Origin of the sequence: Bartonella sp. CM120XJJH, from assembly GCF_042194715.1 — a bacterium.
Lineage (GTDB): Bacteria > Pseudomonadota > Alphaproteobacteria > Rhizobiales > Rhizobiaceae > Bartonella.
Window position 1 is genome coordinate 52,244 of record NZ_JBHINE010000002.1, and the last position, 15,983, is coordinate 68,226.

The following is a 15,983-nucleotide window of genomic DNA, read 5'->3' on the forward strand; positions in this document are numbered from 1 at the left end:
TGCCCCTGCAATTACAGCACAAAAGATAATTCGTTACATGCTAAAAAATCCACCTAAATGCAAAAGCTGTAACAACGCTCAACTTCGACTATTTGAATAACAGCAATCATTCAAACTTTAACCAACACGATAATACGCCTATTCTAAACGATTTATGTACCACCTCATCCGCAACACATTGCCAAATATCCGTACATTTCCCCGAAAAATTTTCACACTTTTACGCATAGTAAAAAAAAGATTAACTTTAATCATGTTGCACTCCTTAAATTGATAACGGATTTTAAAAATGCCCAAAAAAATCAAACAAAAATAGAGAGGTAAGTTACGAAAACTACAGGGTAAATTTTACTGCCCAACAACGTCTATTTTCCCCCGTCTGAACAGCCATTGAAACACGACAAAAATTATTTTTATTGAAAAACAATTACTTATAATCTAGGGAAGAAAAGTAAAAATCTCCCCCAGAAAAAGAGATTATCTTCAAAATTATCAAAAAAAGCAGCATAATTTTAGTGATCTTTTTATAATTTTATCGTTTGATAAAATTAATTGGCAGGTGTCTTAGGCGCCCCTCCGGTAGGTTCCCAATTCGCAACAGCCGCTAATTCTTCAATGAGCTTCTCTCTTGGTAAATTATGATCATCCACCAACTTGTACTGAACGGCATTTTCACTAAGCCACTTTATAAGCGTTCCTTTAACAGTTTTACCACCCTCAGCCTCACTCACCGCTTCCCATGCCGCAACAATAGCAGCAAGCTTTGGAGCATAACGTGGATGCGTTGGATCTTGAAACGCATATTTTTGGTTCTTAGTCTCAGCAGCATCATCCTCAGGGAAAAAAAAGGAAGGGCGCAGGCCACGCAATAAAAGCCATTCTTTTAAATCTTCAACGAGAACATATGAGGAATCTGCATCTATAAAATCCAAAAAATTATAGTACGACCATTCTATCTTTAATCGATTGCTTTTTCCTGCTTGAACGATAGCATGATAGGCTGCACGGAAATGAGCAGTTTTCTCTGATGATACGCGACGGTTACTTTCGTAAATATCACCTTTTTCTGGTTCTAATTTGTTGACAAACAAATATTTTCCTGGATTTAATCCAACTACTAAAAGCGCTGCCTGCAGTATTGTGAGTTTTTCAGAAAGTTGCCATAATTTCAAACCATCACTATTTTCCATAGAGTTCCTCTTTTTTCTGCACAACTTAATTCTTTTTTAAAAACATTAAAAACGTTTGTTAACGCGTAGAGATTACGCACCTCTCACATTTCAACTCATCCCATACTTTAAATAAAAACACAGCACCCACACCCCTCCTTGTGATCCACAAGAAAATGATTTGAATTGTTTCAATATAAGAAGTTTTGAAGTGAGAGAATCCTACTGAATTTTGGGCTTTCATGCAAGATATCAGGCAAGTTACAAGGCAATAAATACCCCTTCATAAAGGGTAAATTTTTATGCGTAATCTCAAACAATTTGATATGATGATATCTCTTCTCATTTATGCACTCCCACCCTTAAACCTGCCCCTGCAATTACAGCACAAAAGATAATTCGTTACACGCTAACAAATCTACCTAAATGCAAAAGCTGTAACAACGCTAAATGCGCGTAAATATCATAAGAATACTGTCTTACACCTCCACAAGTGGGATCAAGTGGCGTAAAACTGTACAATAAAATGCCATGCCTATAATAAACCGTGCTAAAGACTGTCACAACACTGAGAGCTAAGGTGTATGATGATGCCGGCTTGCTCTTTTATGAAGTAACAAGCCGGCATCATCATTATACATTATCACACTATTTGCCAGCTCGTGGGTGTTGCGACAGCCCTTGGCGCTTAAGACGATTCATAAGGACCATTTTTACGCCTTTCTTATACAGTGTTTACCCACACGTCAGCCCCGCTTGTGATGTGCAAGCAAGTGATTTTAATTGATTCAACATGGGAGAGATTTGAAATGAAAGAATCCTACGTTATTCGGGGGTCTAATTCAATATGAATAACGCTAGATTATCATTATAAATCAATATCTTGTATGAATCGTAAAGATTAAGAAGACTCAATGGAGTTTATATTATTTCATGGAAATTTTGCCGCTTTACCCTTCTATACTCTTCACGGAGTTCCCTCGCGAAATGGGCTTTTGTCTCTTGAAAAAGGTCTCCTTTAAAGAATCATTTCAAATTCCAAGAGCTGTTATTAGTCTTTTGAACGCATAAAATGAATGATGGTGCTAGCTTATTCCTTTCCCTACATTCTCGAGCATCAATACATTGAAATACTTCATTGGAACGTCCCTTTAGCAAAATAAAGCATATTGTCTCTTAAATTTTTTCACGCAATTATTTCTTTCATGCGCCCCTGTCGACTCCACTTGATAAATCTCCTTTGCTTTCTTGACTTCCCAGCACCTTTTTTCTCAGTGCAACCTTTTTGCAATTTGTCAGTTTTTAACTTTTAGATTGACTTTTGATTTATTTTTCTTATGTTTTAGAATTATTCTAAAGTGCAAAGGAACAGAAAATGTTGAAATTGTTTTTTTCATTTGTACAACGTAAAGCTCTGTCCTTTCGTTCAGCACAAACGATGATACTTCAAGCGCTCAAAATAAAAGAGCAACATGCGGCGCTCTATTTAAAATATGCAAAAGCTCTAGAACCTTATTCCTCTAAGGAAGCCGCGGTTTTTACCGCCATGGGGCTTCAAGAGCTTAAAAATTATAAGCAACTTTTGTGTCTTTCTTGCCATAATCGTGCAAACACTATCGGTTCATTATGTGACAAAACTTCTCTTGTGAAAAGCAAGAGCAGCCATTCATCCCAAAAAACAACAGCGGTAAACCACACCATAAAAAAACCTTCGAAAACACAAAGACAAACACTTTTGACTTGGATTCAACCAGGTCTTGCAGGGTTAATGGATGGCTCTGTCTCTACCCTTGCCCCCATTTTTGCAGCAGCTTTTGCCACGGGAGACACGCACCAAACTTTTTTGATAGGGCTCTCAGCTTCAATTGGTGCCGGACTTTCAATGGGTTTCACAGAAGCAGCCCACGATGACGGCAAATTATCAGGGCGTGGTTCGCCGTTAAAAAGAGGTCTTGCCAGCGGCATTATGACAACATTAGGAGGACTAGGCCATACTCTTCCCTATTTGATCAACTCTTTTTATGTAGCAACAATTATTGCTTTTATCATTGTTTTTTTCGAACTAGGCGCCATCGTCTGGATCCAAAACAAATTCATGTCAACTCCCTTTTGGCGCGCTTCTTTACAGGTCATCATTGGTGGTGCTCTGGTTTTTGCCACGGGTATTCTTATCGGTAGTATCTAAAAAATCTTATCTGTAAACATAATTTAGATCTCAAATAAGCGCATGCCCCTAGGCATAAGCCATCATTGCTGATGCCATTATTGAAAAATGCCATTGATGATGTTAAATGGTGTTGTGGAATATTTTAAGTCAGTAAGAGATGATAACCAAGCTCTGGGGACAACCTATATCCACAAACCTTTATCGACTTGGTTTTATGGATATCTTTTGTTAAAGTGTCATTTTCTTCTAGACCTCATATTTTGGAAATGTCTCGATCATGTCGCACACTGAAACAAACAGCCCTCTCAACAATCATCCCGTCTCTTCGCAATCTTCACATGCCCAGACTTTATTTGTTCAGCGTCTTGCACACGGAGAAGGTTTAGAACTTCCTTGCTACGCGACAGCTGGTTCTGCGGGTCTTGATCTACGGGCAGCTATTGGAGAAGAAGAAACGCTTGTTCTTGCCCCTGGGCAGCGGGCACTTATTCCAACAGGTCTCATTTTCCATTTATCTCTTGGGTTTGAAGCACAAATACGTCCACGCTCTGGCTTAGCCTTAAAACATGGCATCACATGCCTCAACACTCCAGGAACGATTGATAGTGACTACCGTGGTGAAGTTAAAGTCCTTCTTATCAATTTAGGACAAGAAGACTTTTCCATCCAACGGGGAATGCGCATTGCCCAAACAGTCATCGCCCCTGTATCTCAAGTTAATGTTTGCGCCATTGAACCAGAGCAAAATACCCAAAGCCATAACGAGAGCCGTGGAACAGGAGGTTTTGGTTCAACGGGTCACACTTAAGAAGCTCTGAAAAATCGCTACCCTTAAAATATAACACACACGTATTCTAACCACTCTTTCACTTAAAACCCCTTGGGCTTTTAAAGTGCAGAAGGAATGCGCATTTGCTTTCAAAGTTCTTTCACTAAACGCCCCTCTAAATAATCATCCTTACTCTTCTCCTGTCTCTTCTCAATCTTCACATGCCCAGACTTTATTTGTTCAGCGTCTTGCACACGGAGAAGGTTTAGAACTTCCTTGCTACGCGACAGCTGGTTCTGCGGGTCTTGGATTTACAAGCAACAATTGGCAAAGAAGAAACGCTCACCGCTGCCCCTAGGCAGCAGGCACTTATTCCAACAGGTCTCTTTTTTCATTTATCTCTTGGGTTTGAAGCACGCATCCATCCACGCTCTAGCTTAGCCTTAAAACACGGGCATCACATGCCTCAACACTCCAGGAACGATTGAGTGTGACTATCCGTAAGTGAAGTTAAAGTCCTTCTTATCAATTTAGGACAAGAAGACTTTTCCATTTAAACAGGGAATGCGCATTGCCCAAACAGTCATCGCCCCCGTATCCCAAGTCAATGTTTGCGCCATTGAACCAGAGCAAAATACCCAAAGCCATAACGAGAGCCGTGGAACAGGAGGTTTTGGTTCAACGGGTCACACTTAAGAAGCTCTGAAAAATCGCTACCCTTAAAATATAACACACACGTATTCTAACCACTCTTTCACTTAAAACCCCTTGGGCTTTTAAAGTGCAGAAGGAATGCGCATTTGCTTTCAAAGCTCTTTCACTAAACGCCCCTCTAAATAATCATCTCTCAATTACGTTTCTTGCGTTATACAAAACTTCATTATCACCCGATACCCCCCCTTCCCCATAACAAAAACATTGGCATTAACCATTGAAAGCTCACACACCGCTTGTAATATCGACAATCTGTATATCTTATTGATGTATAATAATAATTAATTGTCTTGCAACTTAAATGAGAGATCTCAATACTGTAAGATTGTTTCATTGCAAATCTATTTATATTAAATTAATCAAAAGCATGTCTCTCACGTTCCAAACGTGGCTAGCATGTAGATAAAAACTGGAAAAATGCCTATAATGAATAGCACTGTCACAACATTGGGAAAAAGTATAAATACGATAATGGTGCTCGCTTGCTCTTTTGTTAAGCGTAAAGATAGTGAAGTTCAATAGATTTTTTATTATTTTACGAGGGCTTTACTGTCATACCATTTATGGAGAGTGTGTACTCTTCTGAACACCGTCGCAAAAAGGGCTTTAAGATACCCTAAGACACACAACAATCACCCTTGCTGTTTTTCTTGATCGCACCTCTTGAGGCAAGATTAGTAGAGCTTAATCCTACAAAACCGATTTAATAGATCAATCCCCTGCGTAATATCAAACCCATGCGTATTTGGTTTAATAAACCCACGAGAAAACTCTCATCAATTTCACTCTACGACTTAAGTAATATACTGTGCTTCCTGCAACAAAGGCTGTTTTTTATCACTGGTCAGAGGCATCAGCTGGAATATTAGCGTTTACCGCAGTGCCCGTTGTTACGGCATCCACATGCCCCACAACGTTACCACCCGCGCTACCAGCCACTCCATTGACAGCAGCATCCGCTACCCCTGTTGTTTTATTATTGAGCTCACCTCTTGAGGAAAGAGTGGTAGCGTTTTGCAATCCTACAAGACCGATTTTATTATATCCAGCCATGCGTATTTGATTTAATAAATCGATGACAGTACCATAATCAATTTCGCTATCCGCTTTGATTAAAATTTTTGTCTCTAAATTTTGCATAGTTTCTCTTAACAAAGCGTCTTTTAAAGCGGCTTGTTCTACAAGATGATCACCAATGTAAAGAGAACGATCTTTTTGCAACGTAACATAAAGAGGTTCATCAGACTGAACCACTGAAGGTACTTGAGTTATCGAAGGAAGCTGAACGGGAATGACAGATGTTGCTAAAGGTGCAGCAACCATAAAAACAATAAGCAACACCAATACAACATCGATAAAAGGAGTCACATTGATTTCACTTTGCAACCCACTCTCATCTGTATCCCAATCATTATTAAGGCTTGCGTTCATTTTTTACGACTTTTCTGTTGTCTTTGTCTATCAAGTTCACGGCTCAAGAGCCTTTCAAGAGCCGCAGCGATATCGCCTAAATCATTACGATAGCCACTCAAAGCACGCATAAGGCTATTATACATAACAACGGCAGGAATAGCTACAAAAAGCCCCATAGCCGTTGCGAATAAGGCTTCAGCAATCCCAGGCGCCACCACATCAAGTCGCGTTGTCTGAGACTGAGCAATCCCAATAAAAGAGTTCATAATTCCCCAAACAGTTGCAAAAAGACCAACAAAAGGAGCAATTGCACCAATGGTTGCAAGAACAGCGCTTCCACATGCAACACGGCGTGTAGCAGCCAACAAGCAGCGTGACAAAAGCGAATGAACCCTTTCTTTTAAACCTTCATGAACATCGCGAGCCTTAGCATCGCGAACATCGCGGGAAACATCTTCATATTGATTGCTCTCCTCATAAAAGAGAATATCTTCAATCGTTTGTGCACTTTCCCCTGCACTGGTTTTTTCACCAGAGCTTTCGTTTATCCCTTCAGGAGCAGAAAAATGAACCTGTTGTGCAGAAAGATAAACCTCTTTCAGAACTTCTTTGAGAAAAAACACTCCAGCCCCTTTACTTTCTTTCAAGCTAGCTGCCAAACGCGTAAGAGTCTGAGCATTAAGAACCAATTGAAGTTCATGACGTACTCTTCGTTTTGCTAAAGTGATCTCAACAATTTTCACAAAAGCAATTGTCCAAGACATAAGTGAAGCAAGTAACAAAATAATGATAACGGCTTTCACCACCCAATCAGCAGCCATAAACATAGAAAGAGGAGAAAAATCATGCACTGTCAATACAGAAGACATATTATCTAAAGGGACTGTTTCAGATTCCATTTTTATCTCACATTCTTGTGCTCTTATCTTTTTTATGAGCTGGATCGTCACCCCGCATAGCATCACTGTTCCACAATGCCACTACCCTTTTAACGTCACTTTCGCATTTCTCTTAAGAAAGAAAACTTGATAAATCAAGTATAGTTTTATCCCACAAGCTCTCTCTTATTCTAAAGAAATCACTCAGGAAATTTTTCTCTAACAATTCAACAAGTTTATCTTACCCAATCAATTTATTGCATAAATTAGGCAAAATGATAAACTTACAAGAAATATCGCATATAATATTTTAATTTATAAGAATAATTTATCATCGTTCCTGTTGAATAAATCCCTTATATCGCAAAGCTTCTTTCATTTCAGCTGCTCTTTTAAATCCAACAAAATAATTTCTTTCATGGAATAAGCAGCAAAAATATCATAAAATTCTTAGAGAAAAGGATATGCACTTCTCTAACAACCAGTGCACTAAAATACCTTCTATCCGAAAATAAAAATATACTTTACATTTTTAGCATCTTAAACTGACCAAAAGTATAAAGTATAATGGGAGAGCGCGTGTTGCCCCCAAATACATAGAGAACAAAGAACAGCAATATTATTTTCTTTTTCTTCTGCAAAAGCATAAAAATGACATTACTTCTGCCGCAAAATCACAATAACCATGTTTTTTATCTGTCACAAGCCTAAAAAATAAGCCTCAACACTCTTTAAAAAAACTTTTATAAAAAAACTGCGCCATGAGAAACTGAAGAATGGTGCTAAATTCCTGCAAAAGCATAAGACAATTTTCAACCGATGTGATCCTTTACGAACAGAGCATATTGTATAGGCGAGATTTATTTTATCAAAAACAATTTTAAATTCGACAAAATGAAAGGAACCAAAAAAAACTTTTGGCGTTACTCAAGCAGTGAAAATTTTCACTCCAATGCAAATGATCACTATGAACACACCAATACAAATATAATGAATCAAGAGGGAAAAATATCATGGCCCATAATAAAACAACACAGCACGATAAAACAGCCGTAGAAAAAGACCTACAAGGACAATTAGAAAAGTTACGCACTGAAGTTTCAGGGATTACCTCAACTCTGACAGACCTTGGTGCAAACAAATTTAACGCCGCCAAAGACAAAGCAGAAAAACTATATCACTCAGCGAAAGAAAGTGGTGAAGACATGATGTCTCAAGCAAAAGAAAAAATCAGTGATCTTGAAAAAACCATGAATCAATGCGTTCGCAAAAATCCTGGCAAAAGCGTTTTGTTTGCCGCAGGGGTTGGTTTTATTCTTTCTCAATTACTGCGTCGTTAAGCAATGCATAAGTTTATCGCTCCTCTTTTAAACCATCTTGTCGGTGGAGGGCTTAAAAGCACAGTCAAACAAGTACGCCTTCAAGCAATTTGCTATGGGTTTATTGGCATTTCATTTTTCATGTCTTTGCTTTTTTTATGTACCATCGGTTTTATTGCGTTATGTTCTGTTATGAAGCCTCTTGCCGCCGCTAGTATCATGTTTTTAATTTGTCTTTCTCTTGCAGGATTAGGTCTTATTATCAGTCGGGTTTTCAAGGCTTATCAACGCTATGACCAACAAAAAAAGACAGAAGAACAACGCCACAAACTCATGACAGATGCGACCGTTTCCAGCCTTGCAGCTCTCAGTCAACATCTCCCTTTTGCCAAATTGGGTGTTCCCATTCTCGGACTTGCAACTTATTTTTTGTGGAAAAAAGATAAAAAAGACCGCTTTTCAAAGTAAAATATGTAAAACTGTCACTCTAAATTCCCCCTCAGTGTGCTTTCTTTTATAACAAAAGAAAGCACATTTTTTTCCTCATAGTCTCTTTAGCTTCTTCAAAAGCCTGAAAAGAAATCCCCTTCATTTTGGTTAAAAATTCCATAGAACCGCTACAATCTCTTTCAGATTGCACAACCCATGTTTCATAAACATAGCAACATGAGGCAATGCTTGCATTAAAAGTTCTGGTTTGATTTGAAGCCATTTATTGTTTTTTAAAGATAAGGATAGTTCGTTTTTGCCTTTCCCTATATTTTCATAAGCCATTTTTTCATGACCAAAGGTCACATCATCGATTTGAATTTATTCAGAGTTATCTGAACACTCGTTTTTGTTACAATGACTATTATAGTTAGGGGTTGTATGTTCTTTGTGTATCTTGCCAGCAAGATACGTGTATCTTGTTTTTGATGTTTTTTGCTTTAAAAATCTTTCTAAAATCCACTCAAAAAGACCTATTGCTTTACGCAATTTTTCCACCGAAGCTTTCGCCGGTCGTCCAATAATATGAATGATTTTTTGCATTCTAGAAAAAAGCAATAATGTAAATGGTGTAGATTCAATTGCTGCGTAAGAAGCTTTAATTTGCCGCACCAAGCCCTGAAAACAATGCAAAGCATCCTTTTGTTTGTTCTGAAACTCTAGGACTTCATCAACTTTTTGGGTAAGTTCATGGTATCGAGCAACAAGCATACGTAAATCAATACCGCAAGCTGTTATAATTCCATGACTACGGCTTCGAACTGAATAGCGTTTAAAGTTACCAGAATCCCGCATGACAACAAAACCACAATCATAAAGACTTGAAAGCAATATACTAACGCGTGATTCACTACGGCAAATTTCATTACCAAGACAGTAATTACTTTTAAAAACGATAGGAACTCCACCTTTTTCAAATGAAGATGTCGAAGCTGTATTCAATAAAGCCAAGAGAAGTTTACCTTCTGTCTCTTTAATCAAACCGGCTCTCTCTAATTTTCTAGCCAATCCAATCAATTGACCACGGCTTACAGAACCAATCTCAGCAGTTTCTGCTAATTTTCTAAATTCTATATGATGTGCATTTATCTTTCTTCCAGATGTTTTTTTAACCATAATTTTTAAAACCTCTCTATTGGAGGCAAAAAAAATGTTAAAAATATCCCTTTTCCACAAAATTTCTCTTGCAGAATGCATCACGATAAATTAAATTGGAAATTACTTTATTGTTTTAATTTACCGTATATGTAGTACGGACATTTTAGAAACCCTTCTGTTAACGCAGTTGGGTTTTTATTTTTTTGCCATTATATTTCCCTCTATTTGAAACGACTCATAGCTCGAAAAAAGCGTGTCAAGGTCAAAGCTATATTAAAAAAAATTCAATATGCTAAAGATTTCAAACAACTGTTTTTTGTGGCAATACAACTTATCACAACAGTAAAGCGAAATGACGTATAGGAAACGAAACGCGCTCTCCTATTGCACTGACCAACAGCAAACTTTAAACACAACAATTTTCCATGAAGAGAGTTGTCCACCAAGCCCTATGTGGCTTGTGGTTAACTTTTCCCTGATAAAGCCCGCAGTAGAATATTATCTTGATTTTTAAATAGCGCTTAAGAGGACGCTTTATCAATAATGGTCAATATTAATTATGGTCAATGGGATTATAGCTCCCGTGATCTCTTCGCCAATCTTCTGGTCGTTGAAATTTGCTCGACCACAAGCCATTTTGTGCTTTTTGAGCAGCCGATTGTAGGGTTTTATAGTCTGCTGGTGAGGGAAAGTGATGCTGATCTTTTGTCAACACCATCAACCCTTCAGCAAGCCCCAAACGTGCCAGATCAACCCCATCCACAAAACATTGTGCATAATGAACCTGTTGAATGACACGTGCTTGCCGACAAGTAACCTTTTTATCGATTGTTTTTGAAACAAGCCAAGCAGTAACAAAAGCCCCGCACGGCCACTTAACGCCATTGCGTGAAGCAAATTGCCTCATTTCACAGCTTTCCACACCATATAAGCGGATATCACGGACAATCTTTTTTCTCCATCCATCATCCACGGGTGTGATCATTTTAAAGGTCACACCACTTGTGACCTGTATAGCACCGGAATAAACCGGCACATTTTCTTCATAAAATTGTGATGCGAGTGGTTCTGAATGCAATACCACATTTTGTTGGTTTGCGTCTTGTTGGTTTGCATAATCTATCAATTGTGACTTTGGATTTTGAACGGAATTTTCTATTGTTTTTTCTGATCCTTTTAAAGGAGAAGTTTGAGTAAGTTGTTCATTATTTTTACTTAAATAAAAGTATCCAAAAATAATAATACAAATTAAGACAATATATTTAGGCGCTGCTCTAAGCTGTTTTAAAAGTATCATTTTGAATATTACTATATTTTTTGTTTAATAATTAAGAAAAGATTAAATAGTATTAATTTATCGATAGAAAAAATTATTTTTTTCATTTATATGATTCCCGAATAATATTTTGAATATTAATTTTTAAACAACTTAAACATAAAGCGGGGAAATTTTCATGAAAAACATGAATAATTCGTTCAGTTGTGAACATACCTTACAAAAAACTATTCTATCTAACACCCAAAAGAAATGGTTAACAGCAGCATTGATGCTGTTTATTGCCTTCATGGCACTGAGTGAACCAGCATTTGCAGATGGCGGCTTCGGAAAAATTGAAACTGCTCTTGATAAAATCATTGAAGCTTTAACAGGAAAAATTGCAACATCAATTGCAACCATTGCGGTTGCTGGTATTGGGCTTGCCTGGATTGCTGGTTATGTTGAAATGCGTAAAGCATTTTTTGTTTGTGTTGGCATCGGCATTGTTATGGGTGCATCGCAAATTGTATCAATGTTTTCCCATTAAACGTTGCCTTTCAAAGCCATGAAAGAGCACGACAAGCTAACAGAAGATACGTTATTTCTTGCTTGCACGCGCCCTGCAATGATCGCAGGCGTGACGGTGGAAGCTATGGGATTAAATGGGATAGGAACGATGATATTGTTCATTATGGCAGGCAATATTTTTCTTCTAACCTTTGGTGTGATGCTGCATTTCATATTCAAGGAAATCCTAAAGCATGACCATAACAAATTTCGTATTCTTCTGACATGGCAAAAGACATCTATTTTTGCCAGAAATTCGAGTCTATGGGGTGGGGGAAGTATTTCTCCATTACGATTAATTCGTAATTATGAGGAATTACAATGAATAGAACAGAGCGCAAACGTGAAAAGCAGCCAGAAGCGATCATTCCTTATGTGCGCCATGTCAATAAACACATCATTGCGCTGGATTCACGCGCTCTCATGTCCGTTATTAAACTTGAAGGGATTAACTTTGAGACAGCGGATATTATTGATCTGAACGTTCTTCACGAACAGCTCAATAATCTGTTTAAAAACATCGCGGATGAACGGATAGCGCTTTATAGCCATATTATCAGAAAGCGTGAAACCGTTTATCCGGATGGGACTTTTAGATCGGCATTTGCCAAGCAATTAGATGATAAATATCGTGAACGGATGATTTCACAGGAGCTTTATCGCAATGATCTTTATCTTTCTATTTTGTGGAATCCACACGTTGATCAAACGGATAAATTAGTGGAGTTTTTCAAACGTTTAGGCAAAGCCAAGCAAGAAAAGACAGAAGTTGACGCAGAGTCCATTCGCAAGCTTGAAGATATTACGACAGATCTTATTCAAAATTTAGAGCGTTATGGTGCAAAAAGACTGAGCCTTTATGAACATGAAGGTAATATTTATTCGCAGCAAAGTGAGTTTATCCACCAATTGGTAGGCGGTCGTCGTGAACGCATACCGTTGACATGGGGGACGATAGCGTCGACTGTTTATTCAGACCGTCTCATTTTTGGGAAAGAGATCATAGAAATACGCACCGAGGCGGGACAGCGTTTTGCGGGCATGTTTGGTTGGAAAGAATATCCAGCAAAAACCAGGGTAGGCATGGCGGATGGTTTGCTCACCCTTCCCTTTGAATTTATTTTCACCCAATCTTTTGTTTTCAAGAGCAAAAACATTGCCAAGCAGATTATGGGGCGCAAACAAAACCAAATGGTCAATGCAGGAGACCGTGCGGGCTCACAAATTATGGAACTGGATGATGCGCTTGATGATCTTGAATCCAATCGTTTTGTTTTAGGGGAGCATCATTTATCATTGGCAGTTTTTGCTGATACGCCACAAGAGTTAGCGGATAATCTTGCCAAAGCGCGTTCTCGTCTTACAGATGGTGGGGCTGTGATTGCACGGGAAGATTTAGGGTTAGCGGCGGCTTGGTGGGCACAATTGCCTGGCAATTATGCTTATCGCACCCGCTCTGGGGCGATAACCAGCCGCAATTATGCAGCGCTTTCTCCATTTCATTCTTTTCCGGTTGGAAAAATAGATGGCAATGTGTGGGGACCAGCGGTAGCCTTGATGAAAACCTCTGCTGGTTCACCGTTTTATTTTAACTTTCACTTTGGTGATTTAGGCAATACGTTTGTTTGTGGTCCCTCTGGTTCTGGGAAAACGGTTATTGTCAATTTTCTTTTAGCACAACTTCAAAAGCATGATCCCAATATGGTCTTTTTTGACAAAGATCGGGGTGCAGAACTTTTTGTCAGAGCGGGTGGCGGCACTTATATGCCCTTGAAAAATGGTAGACCGACAGGCATAGCCCCCTTGAAAGGCTTAGACTATAACAATCCAGCAGATAGAGTTTTTTTACGCCAATGGATTATAAAGCTTGTTTCTTCTGAAGATCAAAAGATCAGTGAATCAGAAAGACAAGACATCACGGCGGCTGTTGAGCAGCTTGCCTTGTTGCCCAAAGAACAACGGACGATCTCTGCCTTACAAATGTTTTTTGACACCACGCATAGGGAGGGGATATCGGGTCGTTTAGAAAGATGGTGTAAAGGCAATGCCTTAGGGTGGGTTTTTGACAATCCTGATGACGACATTGGCATTGATGCAAAATTTATTGGTTATGACATGACGGATTTTTTAGACAATAATGAAATTCGTCCTCCGTTAATGATGTATCTTTTTCATAGAATTTTGTCTCTGATTGATGGGCGTCGTATTATCATTGTCATTGATGAGTTTTGGAAAGCCTTAGAGGACGATTCCTTTAAAGCCTTTGCGCAAGACAGGCTGAAGACCATTCGTAAACAAAATGGTTTGATGTTGTTTGCAACACAATCTCCCAAAGATGCGATCAATTCGACCATTGCTCACACCATTATAGAGCAATGCCCCACACAGATTTATTTTCCCAATCAAAAGGGCAATCATGGGGATTATGTAGAAGGTTTTAAATTATCGGACAGAGAATTTAACCTGATACAATCAGAATTAAGCCGTGAGTCACGGCGTTTTCTCATCAAACAAGGGCAAAGTTCTGTTGTAGCAGAACTGAATTTACGGGGCTTTGATGATGAAATAGCCATTTTAAGCGGCACCACCAAGAATATTGAACTCCTAGAGACCATTATGGATGAAGTTGGACAATCTCCAGAAAAATGGCTTCCTATTTTTCAAGAAAGGTCAAAACAATGAAAAAACTTTTATTGGCAACAGCCCTTTGCACAATTTCTTTTGGCTTTCAAACAAATGCCTTTGCTATCGTGGTATTTGATCCCACAGCTGTTGGACAAATAATGAAACAAGTCCAGCAAGGCACACAACAGCTTGGCAAATTGCAAGAACAAATTCAACAAGGCAAACAACAGCTTGAGCAATTAAAGAGTCAACTCGATCAAGCGAAACAATTATATAACTCTTTAAATGTCAAGCCTGACATCTCGGGATTGAAAGAAATGTTTAACAAGCAAGGGAGCAGTGGCGCCCTTCCTTCTGATTTTAACCACTTTCAACAATCGATGGGCAGCGGCGGTGGCGGTGGTGGCGGCGGCGGGAGCAGCAGCAAAAACGCGCAAAAATGGCAAGAAGAACTTAAATACAAAGAGCCCTCAGGCGGAGCAGGCTCAAAAGAGGCAGTTGATGCTTTTTACGCAGAGGAAGTGAAAAAAGCCGAACAGCGCGTAGTAGGACAAGCAGCAAAAGGCCAAGACGTCTACGAAGAAGCCAGTGAAACACAAAAAACCATTAACAAGCTGCTTGACGAACTTGGAAGTACTGAAGATGCGGGTAAAATTCAAGGCATTCAAGCGCAATTAGCAGCGGTACAAGCAAAACTCCAAACACAAGTTCTCCAAATGCAAGCCGCCGCAATGATTCAACAAGCAGAAGAAAAAGCGGCAGAAAGACGTGAAATGGAAGAATTTAAAGCACGTTACAAAGCTTTAGCCCAAAAACTGCGTGGTCAATAAACGAGAAAAAAGAGGGGCTTGAATATGAACAAGATCATCATAACAACATTGCTACTTTGCACAGGGCTGATCACGGCTGGTTGTGAAAAAACCTATAGCGTAGAAGAACTTAAAAAAATAAAAAACTGATGGAAGAAGTATTAGTGAAATGTTTGACGTCAGGGGATTTGAATTCGAAAAATTGTAAAAATGCAGAGCAAGCTGAACTTGAAACCCGCAAAAAATGGGGAGATTTTAGCTCGACAAATGACGATAAACAAGAATCTGAAAAGAAACAGGACAATAAATAATGAATAAAGTTCTCATAACAACATTGCTACTTTGCACAGGCCTCATCACAGCTGGATGTGAAAAAACCTATAGCGTCGCAGAATTTAAAAAAGATAAAAATTTACGCCTAGAGTGGGATGCTAAATGTGGATTTGCAGGGACTTCAAAAAACTGTGAAAACATGCGTTTAGCATTTTTAGAACTTGAAAAAGAATATGAAGCAAAAGCTGAAGAAAGAGCACGTGAAGCGGCAGAAGAGCGTAAGAAAGGTATGGATGCACTTCTGGCGAAACAAAAAGCTGAATATGAAAAATGGAAAGCTGAATTTGAAGCTAAAAAACGAGCTAAAGCCGAACAAGAAGCAAAAGAACGGGCGGCAGAAGAACAACAAAATAACCATTAAGACATAATGAAGAG

15 protein-coding genes and 2 pseudogenes are annotated in these 15,983 nt (G+C 38.8%); 11 read left to right on the plus strand and 6 right to left on the minus strand.

Annotated features, from left to right (window positions below; translation table 11 throughout):
* Positions 1-548: 548 nt before the first annotated feature.
* Positions 549-1,190 (minus strand): hypothetical protein, encoded by a 642-nt coding sequence (locus ACFIKU_RS01185; protein WP_375641688.1) that lies wholly within the window; start codon positions 1,188-1,190, stop codon positions 549-551.
* Positions 1,191-2,544: 1,354 nt separating this feature from the next.
* Here ACFIKU_RS01185 and ACFIKU_RS01190 point away from each other — a divergent pair.
* The 3 genes and pseudogenes from ACFIKU_RS01190 (at position 2,545) to dut (ACFIKU_RS01200) (ending at position 4,801) form a co-directional block, all read left to right on the plus strand.
* Positions 2,545-3,354 (plus strand): VIT1/CCC1 transporter family protein, encoded by an 810-nt coding sequence (locus tag ACFIKU_RS01190; RefSeq protein WP_375656441.1) that lies wholly within the window; start codon positions 2,545-2,547, stop codon positions 3,352-3,354.
* 259 nt (positions 3,355-3,613) lie between these two features.
* Positions 3,614-4,144 (plus strand): dUTP diphosphatase, encoded by a 531-nt coding sequence (gene dut / locus ACFIKU_RS01195; RefSeq protein WP_375656442.1) that lies wholly within the window; start codon positions 3,614-3,616, stop codon positions 4,142-4,144.
* 85 nt (positions 4,145-4,229) lie between these two features.
* Positions 4,230-4,801: pseudogene (dut, locus tag ACFIKU_RS01200) on the plus strand (dUTP diphosphatase).
* Positions 4,802-5,656: 855 nt separating this feature from the next.
* Here dut (ACFIKU_RS01200) and ACFIKU_RS01205 read toward each other — a convergent pair.
* Together ACFIKU_RS01205 and ACFIKU_RS01210 are read right to left on the minus strand one after the other, a co-directional pair.
* On the minus strand, positions 5,657-6,250 hold the full coding sequence (locus tag ACFIKU_RS01205; RefSeq protein ID WP_273790918.1) for a biopolymer transporter ExbD: 594 nt from the start codon (positions 6,248-6,250) through the stop codon (positions 5,657-5,659).
* Positions 6,247-7,131 carry a MotA/TolQ/ExbB proton channel family protein gene (locus tag ACFIKU_RS01210; protein WP_375656443.1) on the minus strand — a complete coding sequence of 295 codons (885 nt, stop codon included), beginning with the start codon at positions 7,129-7,131 and terminating at the stop codon, positions 6,247-6,249. Before ACFIKU_RS01210 ends, ACFIKU_RS01205 begins: the two co-directional genes overlap by 4 nt.
* Before the next feature lie 992 nt (positions 7,132-8,123).
* Between ACFIKU_RS01210 and ACFIKU_RS01215 the strand changes: the two genes are divergently transcribed.
* Complete coding sequence (locus ACFIKU_RS01215) at positions 8,124-8,450, plus strand: YqjD family protein (RefSeq protein WP_273723721.1); 327 nt, start codon at positions 8,124-8,126, stop codon at positions 8,448-8,450.
* A gap of 3 nt (positions 8,451-8,453) precedes the next feature.
* Positions 8,454-8,897, plus strand: coding sequence for a hypothetical protein (locus ACFIKU_RS01220; protein ID WP_375656444.1), 444 nt, complete (start codon positions 8,454-8,456; stop codon positions 8,895-8,897).
* A gap of 129 nt (positions 8,898-9,026) precedes the next feature.
* Here the strand turns inward: ACFIKU_RS01220 and ACFIKU_RS01225 are convergent, their stop codons facing one another.
* The 3 genes from ACFIKU_RS01225 to ACFIKU_RS01235 all read right to left on the minus strand — a co-directional run bounded on the left by ACFIKU_RS01225 (position 9,027) and on the right by ACFIKU_RS01235 (position 11,313).
* A complete protein-coding gene (locus tag ACFIKU_RS01225; protein WP_375641682.1) occupies positions 9,027-9,203 on the minus strand; it encodes a hypothetical protein in 177 nt (58 codons plus the stop codon).
* 36 nt (positions 9,204-9,239) lie between these two features.
* A complete protein-coding gene (locus tag ACFIKU_RS01230) occupies positions 9,240-10,034 on the minus strand; it encodes a helix-turn-helix domain-containing protein (protein ID WP_375656445.1) in 795 nt (264 codons plus the stop codon).
* A 535-nt stretch (positions 10,035-10,569) separates the two neighbouring features.
* Entirely contained in the window at positions 10,570-11,313 is a 744-nt protein-coding gene (locus ACFIKU_RS01235; RefSeq protein ID WP_375656446.1) for a nuclease, read from the minus strand.
* Positions 11,314-11,470: 157 nt separating this feature from the next.
* Here ACFIKU_RS01235 and ACFIKU_RS01240 point away from each other — a divergent pair, with 157 nt between their 5' ends.
* The 6 genes and pseudogenes from ACFIKU_RS01240 (at position 11,471) to ACFIKU_RS01265 (ending at position 15,969) form a co-directional block, all read left to right on the plus strand.
* Positions 11,471-11,821, plus strand: a complete 351-nt coding sequence (locus tag ACFIKU_RS01240) for a TrbC/VirB2 family protein (protein ID WP_273790923.1) — start codon at positions 11,471-11,473, stop codon at positions 11,819-11,821.
* An 18-nt stretch (positions 11,822-11,839) separates the two neighbouring features.
* Positions 11,840-12,166, plus strand: coding sequence for a type IV secretion system protein VirB3 (locus tag ACFIKU_RS01245; protein WP_273790924.1), 327 nt, complete (start codon positions 11,840-11,842; stop codon positions 12,164-12,166).
* Positions 12,163-14,523, plus strand: a complete 2,361-nt coding sequence (locus tag ACFIKU_RS01250) for a VirB4 family type IV secretion/conjugal transfer ATPase (protein WP_375656447.1) — start codon at positions 12,163-12,165, stop codon at positions 14,521-14,523. Before ACFIKU_RS01245 ends, ACFIKU_RS01250 begins: the two co-directional genes overlap by 4 nt.
* Positions 14,520-15,296, plus strand: a complete 777-nt coding sequence (locus ACFIKU_RS01255) for a type IV secretion system protein (protein ID WP_375656448.1) — start codon at positions 14,520-14,522, stop codon at positions 15,294-15,296. The genes ACFIKU_RS01250 and ACFIKU_RS01255 overlap by 4 nt, the downstream gene beginning before the upstream one ends.
* 24 nt (positions 15,297-15,320) lie before the next feature.
* Positions 15,321-15,586: pseudogene (locus ACFIKU_RS01260) on the plus strand (EexN family lipoprotein).
* Complete coding sequence (locus ACFIKU_RS01265; protein WP_375656449.1) at positions 15,586-15,969, plus strand: EexN family lipoprotein; 384 nt, start codon at positions 15,586-15,588, stop codon at positions 15,967-15,969. Before ACFIKU_RS01260 ends, ACFIKU_RS01265 begins: the two are co-directional and overlap by 1 nt.
* Positions 15,970-15,983: the final 14 nt, after the last annotated feature.